This is a genomic window from Acidovorax sp. 35-64-16 (genome assembly GCF_002281195.1).
GTDB lineage: Bacteria > Pseudomonadota > Gammaproteobacteria > Burkholderiales > Burkholderiaceae_C > Acidovorax > Acidovorax defluvii.
Window position 1 is genome coordinate 52801 of sequence record NZ_NCFM01000011.1, and the last position, 18804, is coordinate 71604.

Annotated in this window: 15 protein-coding genes; 7 read left to right on the forward strand and 8 right to left on the reverse strand. The window is 65.2% G+C overall.

The window, feature by feature from the left end:
* Positions 1-85 precede the first annotated feature (85 nt).
* The 3 genes from B7Y64_RS09610 to B7Y64_RS09620 all read left to right on the forward strand — a co-directional run bounded on the left by B7Y64_RS09610 (position 86) and on the right by B7Y64_RS09620 (position 3259).
* Complete coding sequence (locus B7Y64_RS09610; protein WP_024815278.1) at positions 86-805, forward strand: Crp/Fnr family transcriptional regulator; 720 nt, start codon at positions 86-88, stop codon at positions 803-805.
* Positions 806-895: 90 nt separating this feature from the next.
* Positions 896-1981, forward strand: a complete 1086-nt coding sequence (locus B7Y64_RS09615) for a phosphotransferase (RefSeq protein WP_291327126.1) — start codon at positions 896-898, stop codon at positions 1979-1981.
* Between the two features lie 33 nt (positions 1982-2014).
* Positions 2015-3259 (forward strand): acyl-CoA dehydrogenase family protein, encoded by a 1245-nt coding sequence (locus tag B7Y64_RS09620; RefSeq protein ID WP_291327127.1) that lies wholly within the window; start codon positions 2015-2017, stop codon positions 3257-3259.
* Positions 3260-3398: 139 nt separating this feature from the next.
* Here the strand turns inward: B7Y64_RS09620 and B7Y64_RS09625 are convergent, their stop codons facing one another.
* Entirely contained in the window at positions 3399-3617 is a 219-nt protein-coding gene (locus B7Y64_RS09625) for a hypothetical protein (protein WP_291327129.1), read from the reverse strand.
* On the opposite strand from B7Y64_RS09625, the gene B7Y64_RS09630 reads away from it, so the two are divergent.
* Positions 3616-4317, forward strand: coding sequence for a hypothetical protein (locus B7Y64_RS09630; RefSeq protein WP_291327131.1), 702 nt, complete (start codon positions 3616-3618; stop codon positions 4315-4317). The two genes, B7Y64_RS09625 and B7Y64_RS09630, sit on opposite strands and share 2 nt — an antisense overlap.
* Before the next feature lie 195 nt (positions 4318-4512).
* On the opposite strand, the gene B7Y64_RS09635 is transcribed toward B7Y64_RS09630, so the two are convergent.
* Both B7Y64_RS09635 and B7Y64_RS09640 read right to left on the reverse strand, forming a co-directional pair.
* The gene (locus tag B7Y64_RS09635; RefSeq protein ID WP_291328736.1) at positions 4513-7053 is read right to left on the reverse strand and encodes a penicillin acylase family protein; all 2541 of its coding nucleotides are present in this window, start codon (positions 7051-7053) and stop codon (positions 4513-4515) included.
* A 101-nt stretch (positions 7054-7154) separates the two neighbouring features.
* On the reverse strand, positions 7155-8084 hold the full coding sequence (locus B7Y64_RS09640) for an FHA domain-containing protein (RefSeq protein WP_024815283.1): 930 nt from the start codon (positions 8082-8084) through the stop codon (positions 7155-7157).
* A gap of 276 nt (positions 8085-8360) precedes the next feature.
* Here B7Y64_RS09640 and B7Y64_RS09645 point away from each other — a divergent pair, with 276 nt between their 5' ends.
* Positions 8361-8708, forward strand: coding sequence for a hypothetical protein (locus tag B7Y64_RS09645; protein ID WP_111868112.1), 348 nt, complete (start codon positions 8361-8363; stop codon positions 8706-8708).
* A gap of 122 nt (positions 8709-8830) precedes the next feature.
* Here B7Y64_RS09645 and B7Y64_RS09650 read toward each other — a convergent pair whose 3' ends face one another.
* The 5 genes from B7Y64_RS09650 to B7Y64_RS09670 form a co-directional block, all read right to left on the reverse strand.
* Positions 8831-9808 (reverse strand): LD-carboxypeptidase, encoded by a 978-nt coding sequence (locus B7Y64_RS09650; RefSeq protein WP_111868111.1) that lies wholly within the window; start codon positions 9806-9808, stop codon positions 8831-8833.
* 65 nt (positions 9809-9873) lie between these two features.
* Positions 9874-11265, reverse strand: coding sequence for a tRNA adenosine(34) deaminase TadA (gene tadA, locus B7Y64_RS09655; RefSeq protein WP_291326784.1), 1392 nt, complete (start codon positions 11263-11265; stop codon positions 9874-9876).
* Between the two features lie 64 nt (positions 11266-11329).
* A complete protein-coding gene (locus B7Y64_RS09660) occupies positions 11330-11581 on the reverse strand; it encodes a hypothetical protein (protein ID WP_291328740.1) in 252 nt (83 codons plus the stop codon).
* 1 nt (position 11582) lies between these two features.
* Positions 11583-12224, reverse strand: coding sequence for an FMN-binding negative transcriptional regulator (locus tag B7Y64_RS09665; RefSeq protein WP_291326786.1), 642 nt, complete (start codon positions 12222-12224; stop codon positions 11583-11585).
* 114 nt (positions 12225-12338) lie between these two features.
* Positions 12339-13472 carry a branched-chain amino acid ABC transporter substrate-binding protein gene (locus B7Y64_RS09670; protein WP_035241843.1) on the reverse strand — a complete coding sequence of 378 codons (1134 nt, stop codon included), beginning with the start codon at positions 13470-13472 and terminating at the stop codon, positions 12339-12341.
* A 273-nt stretch (positions 13473-13745) separates the two neighbouring features.
* Between B7Y64_RS09670 and B7Y64_RS09675 the strand changes: the two genes are divergently transcribed.
* Together B7Y64_RS09675 and B7Y64_RS09680 are read left to right on the forward strand one after the other, a co-directional pair.
* Positions 13746-15749: a U32 family peptidase gene (locus tag B7Y64_RS09675; RefSeq protein WP_291325742.1), complete on the forward strand. Its 2004-nt coding sequence runs from the start codon at positions 13746-13748 to the stop codon at positions 15747-15749.
* 259 nt (positions 15750-16008) lie between these two features.
* Complete coding sequence (locus tag B7Y64_RS09680) at positions 16009-18744, forward strand: cation-translocating P-type ATPase (RefSeq protein ID WP_291328742.1); 2736 nt, start codon at positions 16009-16011, stop codon at positions 18742-18744.
* Positions 18745-18804 lie beyond the last annotated feature (60 nt).

The window sequence follows — 18804 nt, forward strand, 5'->3', positions numbered from 1 at the left end:
CAGACACGCAGGTGACAACCCTGACAGTAAGTGCCCGTCCCTCACGCGACAATGGTTCTGTTTCAAGTCACACAAAAGACAGGCCATGGACGACCCGATTCTTACTATCGAAGAACGTGAAGCGATCAATTCCGGTCGCTGGTTTTCATCCCTCTCACCATCCCTTCGACACGACATCCTGCGATGTGCCTACGTCAAACGCTTCAAGGATGGCGGCCTCATAGCCGCCCGCGGCGACCCGCCCGAGGAGTGGATTGCCTGCGCGCGCGGTGCGGTGCGGGTGAGCTCCACCTCCATCTCCGGCAAGCAGATCACGCTGACCTATGTGGAGCCGGGCATCTGGTTCGGCGACGTGGCCATTTTCGACGGCGACCGGCGCACGCACGACGCCTATGCACATGGCGACACCACCATCCTGTGCGTGGCCAAGGCCGACTTCAAGAAAATTCTTGCGGCGCACACCGAGTTCTACGAAGCCATGCTGCGCCTGCACGCGCGGCGCATCCGGCAACTCTACGGCCTGGTCGAAGACCTCAACACCCTGCCCCTGCGCGCACGCCTGGCCAAGCAGCTGGTACACCTGGTGCGCAGCTACGGCATTCCCAGCCTGTCGGACGGCAGCGAAATGCGCATTGGCCTGCAGCTGGCACAGGAAGAACTGGCGCAACTGCTGGGTGCATCACGCCAACGGGTCAACCAGGAACTCAAGGCCATGGAACGCGAAGATGCCATCCGCATCGAGCCGGGCGGCCTGGTGGTGCGCGACCGCCAGGCGCTGATGCGGATCGCCGAAGCCGACGCCTGAGCACAGCGCCCCTGGGCTGCTGCAGGCCCCATTTTCTTGCGCCTGCGGTGCGGCAACCACGCCCTCTCAGTGCGACTACCTTTTGGAACTATGAGCAACTTTGATCACTTCGTTGGCACGCGCCCGGTCTCGGAGCAGCATGCATTCGACATTGACACCCTGACCGCATGGCTCACCCGCAACATGGAGGGCTTTACCGGCCCCATGACGGTCCAGATGTTCAAGGGTGGGCAATCCAACCCCACCTACAAGCTCATCACCCCCGGCGCCAGCTATGTGATGCGCGCCAAGCCCGGCCCTGTGGCCAAGCTGCTGCCATCGGCCCATGCCATCGAGCGCGAGTTTGCGGTGATGAGCGGCCTGTATGGCACCGATGTGCCAGTGCCACGCATGCATGTGCTGTGCGAAGACGAATCGGTGATTGGCCGCGCGTTTTATGTGATGGAGTGCATGCAGGGCCGTGTGCTGTGGGACCAGTCCCTGCCCGGCATGACGCCGACAGAGCGCGGCGCCATCTACAACGAAATGAACCGCGTGATTGCGGCCCTGCACTCGGTGAAGTTTGCCGACAGGGGCCTGGCAAGCTATGGCAAGCCCGGCAACTACTTTGATCGCCAGATCGGGCGCTGGAGCAAGCAGTATGTGGCCTCCATCACCCAGCCCATCGAAGAGATGGACAAGCTCATGCAGTGGCTGCCCGCCAACATGCCCGCCAGCGCCCGCGATGAGAGCAAGGTCTCCATCGTGCATGGCGACTACCGGCTCGATAACCTCATGTTCCACCCGACCGAGCCGCGCGTGGTTGCTGTGCTCGACTGGGAGCTGTCCACCCTGGGCCATCCCCTGGCCGATTTCAGCTACCACTGCATGAGCTGGCACATCCCTGCCGCGATGGGCCGGGGTATCGCGGGCCAAGACCTAGCGGCGCTGGGCATTCCCGACGAGGACAGCTACATCCGCCTGTACTGCGAGCGCACGGGCATCACCACGCCCGAGGCGCTGCGCGCCGACTGGAACTTCTACATGGCCTACAACATGTTCCGCATCGCCGCCATCCTGCAGGGCATCGCCAAGCGGGTGGAGGCGGGCACAGCCTCCAGCGCGCAGGCCAAGGCCTCGGGCGATACGGCGCGCCCCATGGCCCAGCTGGCCTGGTCGTTCGCCCAGCGCAGCTAAACCCACGATCGATTTTTTTGACGGAGACCCCCCATGGACTTTGACTACTCCCCCAAGACCAAGGAACTGCAGGCCAAGCTGCTCCAGTTCATGGACGACCACATCTACCCGGCCGAGGCAGCCTACGCCGCCGAGCTGGCCGCCAACACGGCCGTGGGCAAGCGCTGGACGCCGCTGCAGACCATCGAAAACCTCAAGCTCAAGGCCCAGGCCGCCGGGCTGTGGAACCTGTTCCTGCCCGTGGACACGGCCGAGGCATCTGGCTACCACGGTGCGGGCCTGACCAACCAGGAATACGCCCCCCTGGCCGAAATCATGGGCCGCGTGCTGTGGTCGAGCGAAGTCTTCAACTGCTCGGCCCCAGACACCGGCAACATGGAAACCATCGCCCGCTACGGTGACGCGGAAAACAAGGCCCGCTGGCTCAAGCCACTGCTCGAAGGCAAGATCCGCTCAGCCTTCGCCATGACCGAACCCGACGTGGCATCGAGCGACGCCACCAACATCGCCACCCGCATCGAGCGTGACGGCGACGACTACGTGATCAATGGCCGCAAGTGGTGGACATCGGGTGCCATGGACCCGCGCTGCTCGGTGTTCATCACCATGGGCAAGACCAACCCGGACGCCCCACGCCACTCGCAGCAGAGCATGATCCTCGTGCCCGCCAACACACCCGGCGTGAAGATCGTGCGTGCACTTAATGTGTTCGGCTACGACGACGCACCCCACGGCCACGCCGAGGTGCTGTTCGAGAACGTGCGCGTTCCAGCCTCCAACATCCTGCTGGGCGAAGGCCGTGGCTTCGAAATCGCACAAGGGCGCCTTGGCCCCGGACGCATCCACCACTGCATGCGCCTGATCGGCCTGGCAGAGCGCGCACTGGAACTCATGTGCAAGCGCTCCATGGCGCGCGTGGCCTTTGGCAAGACGGTGGCGCAGCAAGGCGTGACGCAAGAGCGCATTGCCGAGGCGCGCTGCAAGATCGACATGGCCCGCCTGCTCACGCTCAAGGCCGCGTGGCTGATGGACACCGCCGGAAACAAGGTCGCACGCACCGAAATCGCCATGATCAAGGTGGTGGCACCCACCATGGCCTGCGACGTGATCGACTGGGCCATGCAGGCGCACGGCGGCGGCGGCGTGAGTGACGACTTCCCGCTCGCCTTTACCTACGCCCAGGCACGCACACTGCGCTTTGCCGATGGCCCGGACGAAGTGCACCGCAACTCCATCGCCAAGATGGAACTGGGCAAGTACGCACCGCCAAAGCCCTGATCGCCCGCGGCTGCTGGCTGACAACACCGCTGTGCGCTGGCGGGTGCCACGCACACCAGTATTGCCAAGGCCCGCTTGCCACCCCTCCCCGCCTTCGGGTTGCCTCGGCAGCCCTGGGCGGGTTTTCTTATTTTGATAGCTACCAGCGCTTACGGAATAAGGGCTCAAGCCCGTTTTGGCTCATTTTTTCATCTGCAAAGAAAACAATTGCAGCGAGAAAGTCTTCACACGCCTCACGACTCTGCGGATCACCCCCAGGCCAGGGTGCTTTTTGTGCGCACACCCCGCACAGATGGAATGATTTCACCGCGATGGCAGCCATCGGCCCGCACCAAGACGATACGATGGCAGGCGCCATGCCTCGTTCTTGCACACCCCTGAATCCCCTGCCGCTGAACCGCCGCACGTTGCTGTGTGGTGCAGGTGCGTGGATTGCCACAGTGATGGCCCCGGCAGGCCACGCAGCGTCGGCAAACCTGCCCGCAACGCCGCTCGCAGACGGCCACCCTGCTGCTGGCACCAGCCCTTTGGTGCGCCAGCTGGTGCGCTGGATCGAAGGCACCGGCGACAACCAGGGCCTGCCCTTTGCGGTGGTAGACAAACTGGCCGCCCGCATCCACGTTTTTTCGGCACAGGCGCGGTGGCTGGGCTCTGCCCCGGTGCTGCTGGGTGCGGCGCGCGGCGACCATTCGGTGCCCGGCATCGGCCAGCGCCCGTTGGCCCAGGTTCGCCCCGAAGAACGCACCACCCCTGCCGGCCGTTTTGTGACCGAGCCTGGCCGCAACCTGCGCGGCGAAGACATCGTGTGGATTGACTACGAATCGGCGGTTTCGCTGCACCGCGTGCGCAGCGTCAGCGCTTCCGAGCGGCGCCTGCAACGTCTGGCCAGCCGCAGCGCGCAGGACAAACGGATCAGCTATGGCTGCATCAATGCGCCCGCGGCGTTTTACAACCAGTGGATCGATCCCTTGTTTGGGCGCTCCAGCGGCGTGGCCTATGTGCTGCCCGACACCGAACCATTTGCTTCTATATTTATAGCTGCTAGCGCTTATCCATAAAGGGCTAGAGCCATTTTTTTCATATATTCAGACGATCAAGACGCTGACCCGGCAGGGTTGCCGCAAGGGCGGTGCTGAGCGGCGTCCCCGGTCGCTCCAGGCCCGTCCCGCCGCCATTTGCGCCCTTGGCTGGCCTGCGCTGTGCCTGGGCACCCTTTCACGTACTCGTCCTGCCTTTTTTCGAGGCAAGAGACGCTATGGCGCGGGCACCAGCCGCAAATCGTGCTGCATGCGTGCAGGCTGCCGTTGCAGGTTGCGGTAACCCGCCTGCGCCCAAGTGGCACGCATGTCACGGTAGCGTGGGGAGAACACCAGCCCGCTCTGGCCCGTCTGGTAGATGAAGCGTGAGTTTTCCAGGTCGGCCAGGTCGTACACCGCGCGCAGCGAAGCCGCATGGCGGTTCACGAAAGCGCCCTTGGCGTCACCCGCGTTGTACTGCCCCGCATTCACCGTGTAGGCATCGCCGGGCGAAGGCACGTTGACATCAAAGTAAGGTGCCAGCAGCGCCACGTTGCCGAAGGGGCGGTGGCTGCTGAGCGCAGGATGGGCATCGCCCCAGCGCCAGCGAGCCGGGTCGGGGCCATAGTCGGCCTGCAGGCGATCCAGTGCACGCACCAGCGCGGCTGCCGACTGGTCGGCACACGACAGCGGCTGGCACCACCAGGCATCGTCGCGCTCCAGAATTCCTTCCAGGGCGGCGCGGTAGTCACGCTTGCCGTAGGTGGCCTTGAAGCGATCTTCCCCTATGTGGGGGGCAATCACGCCCCGTGCCAGCTCGTCCGTCCACGCGGCAAACACCAGCGGGGCGGCCCGGTGGGCATCCATGACGCCGTCAAAATCGTGCAGCAATGCCTGCACTTGTACCGCCAGCGGATGCTGTGGCGAGGCCTTGCGCACATGGGGCAGCAACCGCAGCGTGGCCAGCGACAAGACATCGGCCTGGATGGCCTGCATGCTGGCCCCATCGTGCCGGGGGGTCGCCTCGATCAGCTGGGCAATGCGGTCAAAACGGTATGGCAACGCCCAGTCTTGCGTGAGGTAATGCGGGTAGTCGGGCGCAGTGACGCGCTGGTTGGCGGTGGCCACCCAGCCCCTGCCGCCATCGTCCTGGGGCGCCTGGGCAGAGGGCAACCAGCCTCGCCAGTCGTAGCGCGCATCCCAGCCGGGCGACGGCGCCACGCCGCGAATGTCATTGTCCGCGTGGCGCAAAGGCACCTTGCCCATGGCCTTGAAGCGGATGCTGCCGTGCACATCGGCGGCCACCACGCTCTGCATGGGCGAGTGGTAGGGCTCCAGCGCCTCAAACAGCGCATCCACCGACTTTGCCTGGTTGGTCTGCAGCCCGGCAAGCACCGTCTGGTTGTCGGCATCCAGCGCACTCCAGCGCAGCGCCAGCACATATTTGCGCAGGTCCAGCACCTCGGCGTGCGGCTTTTGCACGTCGCTCAATACCGGGCCATGGCGGGTTGTGCGCAGCGGCAGCACCACATCGGGCTGGCCCTTGACGCGAATGGTCACGGTGCGCTGCGCAAAGGGCATCCAGCCCTCGGGCGTGCGGTACTGGCCGGGGTCGGCGGGGTTGATCTGCTCCAGATACAGGTCTTGCACATCCGGGCCGGTGTTGGTGAAACCCCAAACCACGCTGTCGGTGCGGCCCAGCACCACAAAGGGCAGCCCCGGCAAGGTGGCGCCGATGACATCCAGGGCACCAATGGGGGTGCCATCGGCAGCGGTGCCCGACGGCGCCTTGAGCCGCGCAAAATACCAGATGGCCGGCGCGCTCAGGCCCAGGTGGGGGTCGTTGGCAAGCAAGGGTTTGCCGCTGACCGTGCGCGAACCTGCCAGCACCCAGTTGTTGCTGCCCTTGCCTTCAGAGGTGCCGGCGTTGCGGGTGAGGTCTTGTGCCCAGGCCAGCATGCCCTGGCTGACCTGGCGCGAAAACACGCCCCCGGTCCCTTGCGGCGCGGCGCTTGTGGCCTCGGGCTTGCCGCCCAGGGTGTCGGTGGGGTTAGCTGGCGTTGCGGCATCCCGGTAGATGCCCAGTTGCCGGTACAAACTGGCCAGATCGGCCGACGCCGCAGGGGGCTCGCCCGGATAGGGCGGCATCAGCTGCCACAGGCGCCCGGTGTCCAGCGTTCTGGCCACCGACAGGCGGGCAAACTCGTTGCCCCAGTTGCCGCCCAGGTCCAGCGCCATCATCAACGCCCAGCCCACGCTGTCTTCAGGCTGCCAGACAGCACCGGTGGCGCCGCCGGGCTTTACCCCCAGCACATGAAACTCGGGGGGCAATGCCTGCGGCAGGTTTTTGTGGAAGGCATGAATGCCCTGGCTGTAGACCTGCAGCGCCTCGCGGGCGTGGGCGGGCAGCCCGGCATATTGCCGGCGTGCATGGCCCATGATGTCGAGCGCACGCATGAGCTTGTCGGTCTCCAGCGTGGCAGGGCCAAAAACTTCGGACAACTCGCCATGCATGACCCGGCGGTTGAATTCGAGCTGCCAGGTGCGCTCTTGCGCGTGCACGTAACCCATGGCAAACCACGCATCCTGCGCAGACTGCGCCTGGATGTGCGTGACATCGGCTGAATCGCGCTGCACGCTGACGCCATGGCGCAACCCTTGTACCGCCAAGCGCCCATCCAGCGCCGGAAAAGCACGCTGCACATACACGGCCATGCCGCCCCCCGCCAGCAAGGCCCCTGCTACCAGTGCGACGAATGCGCGTTGTGCCCACACCATGGTGTATGTCTCCTCAAGCTTTTGTTGGAAATGGGCGCTGCCCTGGCCGGTGCGGTGTGACCCGACCCTTTGCCAGCGCATGGCGCGGGGCGCGCGGGCAATCAACCGAGGTGCGCGCAGCCTCCGGCCACCTGGAATTTGACGACGGGAGCACTCGAATCAGCAAACGAAACCCCCAGCGCCATCTCGCCGGTGCCATGCAGGTTGCAGGCATCGCGGCGCAGTTGCACGGGGACATCGCTGCCATCAAAGCGCACCCAGGTGCCAAAGCTGCTCATGTCGGTCAGCACAAAACCGCTGCCGCGCCAATCGATGCGCGCGTGCAGCCGTGAAACGCGGGGGTCGTTAATGCACACGCGCGCATCGGTGGCGCGGCCAATGTGCACGGGTGCCTCGGCAGAGGTGAAGGACAGGTCGACGCCGTGCCACGAAAACTGGATCTGCCCCAGGACCGAGTCCACGGGTGCGAACTGGCTGACCAGCGCGGCCTGCATGGTCAACGAGTCGGGCTCTTCGTTTTCACGCCACTCCACCTGGTAGAGCATCAGCTTTTCGGATTTGCCGCGAATTCCCATCGTGCCCAGCTTGCGGTACCACACCGAGGGTGCGGCGCCCGACAGCAGCACCGCGGCTTCCGTGGCCCAGATTTCTGCGGGCCCGGCGCGCTCACACAATCGGGAAGCGACATTCACGGCATCGCCATAGCAATCTCCGTCCACATCCACCACATCGCCGCTGGCCACGCCCACGCGGATATTCATGCGCAGCGGCAGGGGCCATCGGCTCAGTCGTTCCTGGTGTCCGCGCAGCATGGCCGCAGCGGCCGAGACAGCGCTTGCCGCGTCTCCGAAAATTCCCAGTACACCGTCGCCCAGATTCTTCACGATGCGGCCGCGATGGGCTTCGATGGTGCCGCCAATCCACTGGGTAACCTGGGTGACGGCCTCGGTGGCTCGTTCATTGCCAAGGGTTTCATACAACGACGCGCTGCCTGAAATATCCGCAAACACGACCGTCGACAGAACACTCATGAACTCACGCCCTTTATTGCCTTTATCCGGATCAGTTTAGTGCAAGCCCTGCTGCAGCGCACGCGCTAAATGACACGGTCGTTCGCAAAAATCCAACCATCGCCCGTCCAGCCTCTTGTGCCCCCCACCAAAACAGCCCACACCCCGTGTAAAGTGGAGAAAAGTGGCCGTGGCGTGTTGTCTTTCTGCAAAAAGAGGAGCACACCCCTTGCGCGCCGCCTTGCTCCCGCGTAACTTGGCCCGTCCTGCCACTCGCAGACAGCCTGCCGTTTCTTCATGCGCTGGAACAAACCCAATCTTCGCAACAGTCTGCACGGCCTGCTTGGCCGCGATGCTCCTGCGTCGACTTCATGGGTGCGCAACCATGGTCTCGAAGAAGTTCGCTACGCGATGATCCAGTGCCTGGTGGGCCTCGGTGGCAGCGAAGTCGCCCGCATGAACATGCGCCTGCGCTACGCGAGCGATATCGAAGCGCTGTGGTACCTGCGCATGGATTTGCGCGCCATGCTGGTGCCGCTGCGGGGCGAGGCCGTCGCCAATGCCACGCTGACCCAATTGACACCGCTGTTTCAGGGGCAGTTGCCCCGCACGCTGGGCGGGGCATCCAGGCCCGCTAATCTTTAGAGCGGCTAACAAAACTCAGCGAAGCGGTTCTGGCTAGGCGCAGCGTCGCAGGCAGTACGAGTAGTACGACAAGACGCTGCAACGACGCCAGAAGAGTTTTGTTAGCCGCTCTTAATCTGCCATCAGTGCTGGTGTCCCCAGTAGAGCAGCGCATCACGGTCTTCCACTGACAGCGACACCTTCGCCCCCACCGGCAGCAACACCTTGGTTTGCACATGCCCGAATGGCAGATTGGTAAGCACGGGCGCCTTGATCTGGGTGCGCAGCCAGTCCACCACGGATTGCAGCTTGAACCCCTTGTCGTGGGGCGCCAGCTTGTAGTTGGTGAACTGCCCCAGCACCACGGCCTTCTGCTGGGCCAGGATGCCCGCGTGCAGCAGTTGCGTGAGCATGCGCTCGATGCGGTAGGGGTGCTCGCCCACGTCTTCCACGAACAGGATGCCGCCACGCACCGTGGGCAGATACGGCGTGCCCACCAGTCCCGTCAGCACAGCCAGGTTACCGCCCCAAAGGGTGGCGTTCTTCACGTACATGTCGGCCACTGCCGGCTTGCCGTCGGCTTGCGGTTTTTCACGCGCCATGCGCCAGCCAGCGCCCTCGCCGTGGCCCGTCAGCAGGTCATCAAAGCAGGCCAGCATGATGTCGTCGGGCTCGCCCTCGACACCAAAGTCGCCGATCAACCCGGGGCCGGCCCAGGTCACCGCGCCCGTCTGCGCCAGCACGGCACTCTGGAACGCCGTGAAATCGCTCAGGCCCACAAACTTCATGCCGCCATCGATGGCCTTGGCCACGGCCTTGTAGCGGATGCCCGGGAGGATGCGCGTGAGGCCATAAGCCCCTCGCGTGATCAGCGCCACGTCGGCCCCGCTGGCCGCTGCGCGGTGAATGGCGGCAAGGCGCGTGGCGTCATCACCGGCAAAGCGCGTGTGCACGGCCTGGGCATCGGGGTCCACTTCCACCTCGTGGCCCATGGCCTTCAGGCGCGCAATGCCGCGCTTGAACGCGGCCTTGTCGCGGATGGCGCCAGCGGGCGAGTAGATGTAGATGTGTTGGGGGCCGTGGTCGTGTTCGCAGTGCGACGGGTCGTGGTGGTGGGGCAAAGCGTTCAGGCCAGGCAGCGGCCTGCTCCGTAAGAATGGGGGGCACAACCTGGCAGGCTGCGCAATCAGGGCCTGAAGTATTCCACAGCCTGCACGGCGAGGGCCTGGCCGTGCTCTGGCACAAAGTGCCCCGCCTGTGGCAAAACGATGGGCGGCGGGCAGCCCCGAATGTCGCGTTGCAGCGCCTGCATGGCGGGCATGCCCAGCACCGGGTCTTGCACGCCTACAGCCATCAGGCTGCGCCCCTGCCAGTCGTGTTGCCAGAAATCGCGTGCCGCCCGTGACACGGCCGCCCCCTCGGCGTCTGCCTGCCCGGGCACCAGTGCCGGAAACGCGCGCAATGCGGCGCGGTAGCCACGGTCGGGAAACGGCGCATCGTAGGCCGCGCATTCGCTGCTGGTCAGGTGCGGGTTGCCGCGCGCAAACAGGCGCGCCACGCTGTACAGCGGTTTTTTGGCACACATCTCGCGCCATTGCGCAAAGCCGGGCGGCAGCGGTGCATCGCCCGTGGCCAGCATGGTGTTCATGACCAGCAGGCCCGCAAAACGCCCGGGCATGTCCATGGGCAAGGTCAGGCCCAAAATCCCGCCCCAGTCCTGCACCACCAGCACCGTGTTGCGCAGATCCAGCCGGTCAACCAGCTCCAGCAGTACCTGGCGGTGCCATGCGAATTGGTGAAAACCATCTTTCTTGGGTTTGTCGCTTTTGCCAAAACCAATCAGGTCGGGCGCCACCACGCGGTCGCCCGCCGCCAGAAACACGGGCAGCATGTGGCGGTAGAGATAGCTCCAGCTCGGGTTGCCATGCAGGCACAGCCAGGTGCGCGGCGACTGTTGCGGCCCCTCGTCCAGGTAGTGCATGCGCAGCCCCGCCAGGCTGGGCAGGTCGCTGATGTAATGCGGCGCCCAGGGGTAACCGGCCAGATCGGCAAAGGCCGCATCGGGCGTGCGCAGGGCGTCATCGCGCAGCGGATGGCGCGCCAAGGCCTGGGCGCGTTGCTGGGTGCGCCGTTGACGAAAAAAAGTGCCTAGCAGCGCGCTGCACTCGTGCGCGAGCACCCCGCCCTGCACGTCAGTGTGGTGGTTCAGCTCGGCATGCCCAAACAGGTTGAGCACCGAGCCCGCGGCGCCCGTCTTGGGGTCTGGTGCGCCAAACACCACGCGCTGCACGCGCGCATGCAGCATGGCGCCGCTGCACATGGCGCAGGGCTCCAGCGTGACATAGAGCGTGCAGCCATCGAGCCGGTAGTTGCCCAGATGCTGCGCCGCTGCGCGCAGCGCCACGATTTCCGCGTGTGCAGTGGGGTCGTTCCCCAACACCGGTGCGTTGCGGCCCGTGGCAATCACCTGGCCATCCTTGACCACCACCGCCCCCACCGGCACTTCGCCCGCCAGCGCTGCGGCCTGTGCCTGGGCCAGCGCCTGGCGCATCCAGTGCGCGTCTTGCTCCAATTGCATTGCTATATATTTAATAGCTGTTAGCGCTTTATCCATAAGCGCTACAGGCCATTTTGTTCAATATTTACTTGGAATCATCGGGCATGGGCCGGGCTTGCTGCATCAGGCCTTCCATCTGCTGCTTGACCTGCTGCTGCACCTGCTGGCTTTGCTCGCGCACCGTGCCCGTCGGCGCCGGGGTGGCTGCGCCGCTTGACGCGGCAGGCGGTTGCAACGAAGGCACCGGCGTGCGGGTGGACGCCAGTTGCTTCTTGGCCAGAACACCCACAATGGCCAGCGCCACCACCAGGCCCACCAATCCAAATACTCCACGCATGTCAGACCTCCGGGTTGTTTGCAGACTCGGGCACCATGCCCAGCCGTTCCATCCATTGCGCCAGCGCCTGGGCATCGGGATCGCCTTGCCGGTACTGTGCGTACATGGCGGCATGGGATTCACGCCGATGCTGGTTGAGCTTGAGCTTGCATTGCAGCTCCACCACCTCCAGCTCAAACGCCACGATGCCCGCCAGCATCTTGTGCGCAAACGCTTCGCCCAGGCCGCGCCACTGCGCCGCATAGGGCGGCTCGTGTTCGCCAATCAGCTGCTTGAGGAGCGCATCCTTGGCGGAGGGTTCCTCAATCAGACGGGCCTGCACGCGGCAGTGAACGGCCAGATAGTTCCAGGTGGGCACCCGGGCCAGATCCGGATACACCGACGGTGAAAGATAGGCCTGCGGCCCCATGAAAGTCACCAGCGCCTCGCGCCGCGCCTGCAGATAGCGCCAGTGCGGGTTGGGCCGGGCGCAATGGCCCAGCAGCACCAGCGTGTCGCCCCGCTCCTGCGCATGCAGCGGCAGGTGGGTGACGAAGGGAAACCCTTCATCGTCGGTGGACACCAGGCTGGCCAGCGGGTGCTCGCGCATCAGGGCGCGGGCATGGGCCGGGTCGTGTGAATGAAACTGGGGCGGCAGATACATGGGCCCCACTGTAGTGGCAAATCCGTGGTTATTGCCGCAAGGGCCCCCCGTTCACCCGCACGCCCCAGGCAGGGCCCGGCCCGCGCCGCGATGCCCTGCTGCATCCAGCCTGTGTCAGTTCAGCGGAACGCGGGTGCCATCCTTGTAGGTATAAAGCGTGACAGCAGGCGCCGCCAGCTCACCCTTGGCAATGAAGCTGATGTTGGCCGTTACACCCTTGTACTGGGTCTTGCTCAGGAAAGGGCCGAAGACCAGCGGGTCCACCGAGTTGGCGCGCTTCATGGCATCCACCAGCACCATGGCGGCGTCGTAGGCATAGGGGCTGTAGATCTGGAACTGGCCGGGGAACTTGGCGTCGTAACGCTTCTTCCAGTCGGCGCCGCCCTGCATCTTGTCCACCGATGCGCCACCGGTGGCACAGGTCACATTCTTGACAGCTGGCGACTTGCCGGCCAACTCGGGCAGCTTGGGCGTGCACAGTGCATCGCCGCCGAAATACTTCACGTCGCCCAGGCCCAGTTGCTCCATCTGGCGCAGCATGGGGCCCGCCTGTGCATCGAGGCCGCCGTAAAAGATGGCGTCGGGCTTCTTGTTCTTGATGGCCGTGAGAATGGCCATGAAGTCCGTGGCCTTGTCGTTGGTGAACTCCTCTGCCACCACCTTCAGGCCCTTTTGCAGCGCTGTGGCCTTGAACACCGAGGCCACGCCCTGGCCGTAGGCCGTGCGGTCGTCAATGATGGCCACGCTCTTGAGTTTGAGGGCATCTGCCGCAAACAGGGCCAGCGCCGCGCCCAGGGCGTTGTCGTTGGCGATAAGGCGGAACGACGTCTTGTAGCCAGGCTTGGTCAGGTCGGGGTTGGAAGCCGATGCCGTGATGTGTGGCAGATCACACTTGTCATAGATCGACGATGCGGGAATGGACGTGCCCGACTGCAGGTGGCCCACTACACCGGCCACCTTCTGGTCGCACAACTTTTGTGCCACGGCGGTGGCCTGGCGCGGGTCACCGGCGTCGTCCTCGGCGGCGATCACGAACTTGATCTTTTTGCCACCAATGACCAGGTTCTGCGTGTTCAGGTCGTCCACCGCCATGCGCACACCGTTTTCGGTGTCTTTGCCGATGTGGGCAATGCCACCCGATATGGGGCCAGCGTGGCCGATCTTGACGGTTTGCACGTCCTGGGCCAGCGTGGCGCCACAGGCCACGGCGAGGGCGGCAGCGGCCGTCCATTGCAGGGAAAAACGCAGGCGGTAAGCAGACATCACGGCTCCATTTCCATCAATATTGAAGAAAAACAGCACCCCACAGGGGCGCAAAACCCCGCATCGTACGCCCGTGTCTGGCCGCAGCCACAGCATGGGCAAACAAGCATGGATTTTTCTGGTGAATTAATTTCGCTTATGGATTTGTCGGTTGCAAAGGGCTCACCTGCAGCGTCTGTCGCAGTCACGGCCAGCAGTACCTCAAGCCTGTGCGTGCCGGCCGCCACGCCCGGCAACCGGCGCTGGGATAATTGCCCCATGTCTTTGCTGCCCCACCAGATCGAACTGCTCTCCCCCGCCCGCGACGCCGACATCGGCATCGAGGCCGTCAACCACGGCGCCGATGCCGTGTACATCGGTGGCCCCGCCTTTGGCGCCCGTGCCGGCGCGGGCAATGACATCCGCGATCTGGAGCGCCTGATTGCACACGCGCACCGCTTCAACACCCGCATTTTCATCACGCTCAACACCATCTTGCGCGATGACGAGCTGGAGGCAGCGCGCCGCATGGCCTGGCAGGTGTACGAGGCGGGTGCCGATGCGCTCATCATCCAGGACATGGGCCTCCTGGAGATCGACCTGCCCCCCATCCAGCTGCACGCCAGCACCCAGACCGACATTCGCACACCCGAAAAAGCGCGTTTTCTGCAGGACGCAGGCCTGTCGCAAATCGTGCTGGCGCGTGAACTCACGGTGCAGCAGATTGCCGCCGTGCACAAGGCGCTGGGCCCGGTCGATGCCCCCGGCCGCGCCAACATCGAGTTCTTCATCCACGGTGCGCTGTGCGTGGCCTACAGCGGCCAGTGCAACATCAGCCATGCACAAACGGGCCGCAGCGCCAACCGCGGCGACTGCAGCCAGGCCTGCCGCCTGCCCTACCAGGTGACCGATGCGCAGGGCCGCTTCATCGCGCACGACAAGCATGTGCTCTCGATGAAAGACAACAACCAGAGCGACAACCTGCGCGCGCTCATCGACGCGGGCGTGCGCAGCTTCAAGATCGAGGGGCGCTACAAGGACATGGGCTATGTGAAGAACATCACCGCCCACTACCGCACGCTGCTGGACGAGATCATCGAAGAACGCGAGGCCTCGGGCCACCCACTTTCGCGCTCGTCCAGCGGGCGCACCACCTTCACTTTCACGCCCGACCCGCTGCAAAACTTCAACCGCGAGTTCACCGACTACTTTGTGAACGGCCGCAAGGAAGACATCGGCGCCTTTGACACCCCCAAAAACCCCGGCCAGGCCATTGGCTGGGTCATCAAGGTGGGCCCCGACTTTGTGGAGCTGGAAGTGAGCAACCCCGCCACCATCCTGCACAACGGCGACGGCCTGTGCTACTACGACCTGCACAAGGAGCTGGTGGGCATGGCCATCAACCGGGCCGAGCCGGCCTCGCCGCGCAGCACCACGCAATGGCGCGTGTTTCCCAAAGACCCGATGGACGGCTTCAAGGACCTGCGCAAGGGCACCGAGATCAACCGCAACCGTGACATGGACTGGGTGCGCGTGCTCGACAAAAAATCGAGCGACCGGCGCATCGGCCTGTGGGTGCAGCTGGCTGAGCAACCCGGCGGCCTGACCCTCACGCTGACCGACGAAGACGGCTACACGGGCAGCGCGCGCATTCAGCACGCCCACCAAAGCGCCACCGATGCCGCCCGGGCCGAAGCCAGCCTGCGCGAACAGCTGGGCCGGTTTGGCGCCACGATTTTTGCAGTCAACGACACTGCCCTGCAGCTCTCGCAGCCCTGGTTTGTGCCCGCCTCGGCGCTCAATGCCTTGCGCCGCGAGGCGCTCAGCGACCTGGAGGCATCGCGCAGCAAGGGCTTTGTACGCCTGCCACGCGCCGCCCCGGTGGAGCCGCCCGCGCCCTACCCCGAAGACACGCTGAGCTTTCTGGGCAACGTGTTCAACCACAAGGCACACGATTTTTACGTGCGCCATGGCGTAAAGGTGATCGCTGCGGCCTACGAGGCGCATGAGGAGGAAGGCGAGGTCAGCCTCATGATCACCAAGCACTGCGTGCGCTATTCGATGAGCCTTTGCCCCAAGCAGGCCAAGGGCGTCACGGGCGTGCAGGGCACCATTCGGGCCGAGCCCTTGCAACTGATCAATGGCAAGGAAAAGCTCACTTTGCGCTTCGATTGCAAGCCTTGCGAGATGCATGTCATGGGCAAGATCAAGCGCGCCGTGCTCCAGCAAGTGCCCGAAGCGCCGGTTGCCTTCTACAAGACCAGGCCCCACAAGGCTCCCTGACGACCGTGACCGCGCGATAGCTGAATGGGCCATGCGGGTCCGGCGGGCCAAATTTATTGGTCAAATAGGCCTTTAGCCCTTACTGGATAAGCGCAAGCAGCTATGTTTTATATAGCATACATATCCACCGGGGACATCCCGCATCGGCTCAGTTGCAAAGCATGACATGTGTTTGGGCTAAGGTGGGACCTCCTTGTGAACACCCCCACCCGCGCGTGAGCCCCCACGGCATCGTTCATCGCCCCAACAGAAATACTGCATGACGACCGACCCCCTTACCCCTGCCAACGCCCCCCGAGCAGATGCCCACCTGCGCGACGCCCACGAGCTCGCCCAGGCCTACCAGGTCAATCCCGCTACCGGCCTGCACGATGAAGAGGCCACGCAGCGCGCACTGCAGCACGGCGCCAACGAACTGCAGGACCACGCACGGCGTGGCCCCCTGGCGCTGCTGGCCGACCAGTTCAAGGACTTCATGGTGCTGGTGCTGCTGGGCGCAGCCGTGATCTCGGGCGTGATCGGCGACCTCACCGACACGCTGGTCATCCTGGTCATCGTAGTGCTCAACGCCATCATCGGCTTCGTGCAAGCCTGGCGGGCAGACCAGGCCATGGCCGCGCTGCGCCAGCTGTCGGCGGCCCATGCCACCGTGCTGCGCGGCGGCGAAGTGCAGGTGGTGCCGGCGAGCGTGCTGGTGCCGGGCGACATCGTGCTTCTGGAAGCAGGCAACCAGATCCCGGCCGACCTGCGCCTGATCGAGATCGCACAACTGCAGGTGGACGAATCGGCACTCACGGGCGAATCGGTCACCGTGGCCAAGCAGACGGGCACCCTGGCCGCGCAAGACACCAGTGCCCTGGGCGACCGCGTCAACATGGCCTTCAAGGGCACCACCGCCACCCACGGCCGCGCGCGGGGCCTGGTGGTGGCCACCGGCATGCACACCGAACTGGGCAAGGTGGCCCGCCTGCTGGGCGGCGAAGACCGCAGCACGCCGCTGCAGCTGCGCCTGGCGGCCTTCGGCAAGCGCCTGGCCCTGGGGGTCATCGCCATCTGCATCGTGATTTTTGCGGTGGGCGTGTTGCGCGGGGAATCCCCGCTGCTGATGGCCCTCACCGCCATCAGCCTGGCCGTGGCGGCCATCCCCGAAGCGCTGCCCGCCGTGGTCACGGTGCTGCTGGCGCTGGGCGCGCGCCGCATGGTGGCGGTCAAGGCACTGGTGCGCCGGCTGCCTTCGGTGGAAACACTGGGCTCGGTCACCACCATCTGCTCAGACAAGACCGGCACCCTCACCCAGAACCACATGCACGCCGAACTGCTGCTGGCACAGGGCCAGCGCTGGGCACCTGGCGACCCGTTGCCCGGCCCCGTGCATGCAGAAGCCCTGCGCGCCGCTGCGCTGTGCAACGATGCCGCACGCCACGCACGCAGCGATGACGATGGCGCCTCCATTTCCCCCAGCCCCTGCGCCAACCCAACCGACTGGCAGGGCGACCCCACAGAAACCGCCCTGGTTCTGGCCGCCCATGCAGGCGGGCTGGACAAGGCACAGCTCGATGCAACCACCCCGCGCGTACAGGAACAGCCCTTCGACTCCGACCGCAAGCGCATGACCACCTTTCACCGCTGCGGCAATGGCGGCAGTGGCTTCGTGGCCTACACCAAGGGCGCCCCCGAGTCGGTGCTGCCGCGCTGCACGGCGCAGTGGACACCCGAAGGCGGGCAGCCGCTGGACACCGCCGCCGTGCTGGCCACGGCCAACCAGCTCGCCGCACAGGGCCTGCGGGTGCTGGCCCTGGCCCGGCGCAACCACGCGCGCCTGCCCGATACCAATGCCCTGGATGATGTGGAAAGCCAGCTGGAGCTGCTGGGCCTGATCGCCTTGATCGACCCGCCGCGCCCGGAAGCCCAGGCCGCCGTGCGCGACTGCATGAGCGCGGGCATCACCCCCGTGATGATCACGGGCGACCACCCCGCCACGGCGCGCGCCATCGCGCACCGCCTTGGCATCGTGGCCCATGCCGATGCGCCCGTGCTCACCGGCGCCGACTTGGCCCAGTTGGACGACGCTGCACTGCGCGCACGCGTGGAGCAGGTGCATGTGTATGCCCGCGTGGACCCGGCGCAGAAGATCCGCATCGTCGAGGCGCTGCAGGCCCAGGGCCATTTCGTGGCCATGACGGGCGACGGCGTGAACGACGCCCCGGCCCTCAAGCGCGCCGACATTGGCGTGTCCATGGGCAAGGGCGGCACCGACGTGGCACGCGAGGCCAGCAGCCTGGTGCTGCTGGACGACAACTTCGCCACCATCGTCGCGGCGGTGAAAGAGGGTCGGCGCATCTACGACAACATCCGCAAGTTCGTGCGCTACGCCATGACGGGCAACTCGGGCGAGATTTGGACCATCTTCCTGGCCCCGCTGCTGCTGCTGCCCATTCCGCTGCTGCCCATCCACATCCTGTGGGTCAACCTGGTGACCGACGGCCTGCCCGGCCTGGCCCTGGCGGCCGAACCGGCCGAGCGCGGCATCATGCAACGCCCTCCCCGCCCGCCGAACGAGAGCCTGTTTGCCCAGGGCATGTGGCAGCACATTCTGGGCATGGGCCTGCTGATCGCTGGCCTGTGCCTGGCCGTGCAGGCCTGGGCCTTGCACACCGGCCACGCGCACTGGCAGACCATGGTGTTCACCGTGCTCACGCTTGCGCAGATGGCCCATGTGATGGCCATCCGCTCCGAAAGCGAGCCGCTGTGGCGTCTGGGGCTGGCCAGCAACCGGCCCCTGCTGGGCGCCGTGCTGCTGACGTTTGCGCTGCAAATGGCCACCATCTACGTGCCGTTTCTCAACCCCATTTTCAGAACCGAGCCGCTGAGCCTGGGCGAGCTGGGCATCTGCGTGGCAGCGGCGCTGGTGGTGTATTGCGTGGTCGAGCTGGAGAAGGCGTGGCGGCGCAAACGCCGGGCCAGCGGCAGCGCCATCGACGACCCCGCCCCATAAGCACATAGCAAACGATTCGGTGGGGCGCCACGGCCGCCGGTGCAAGAATGTGCGCTGGCG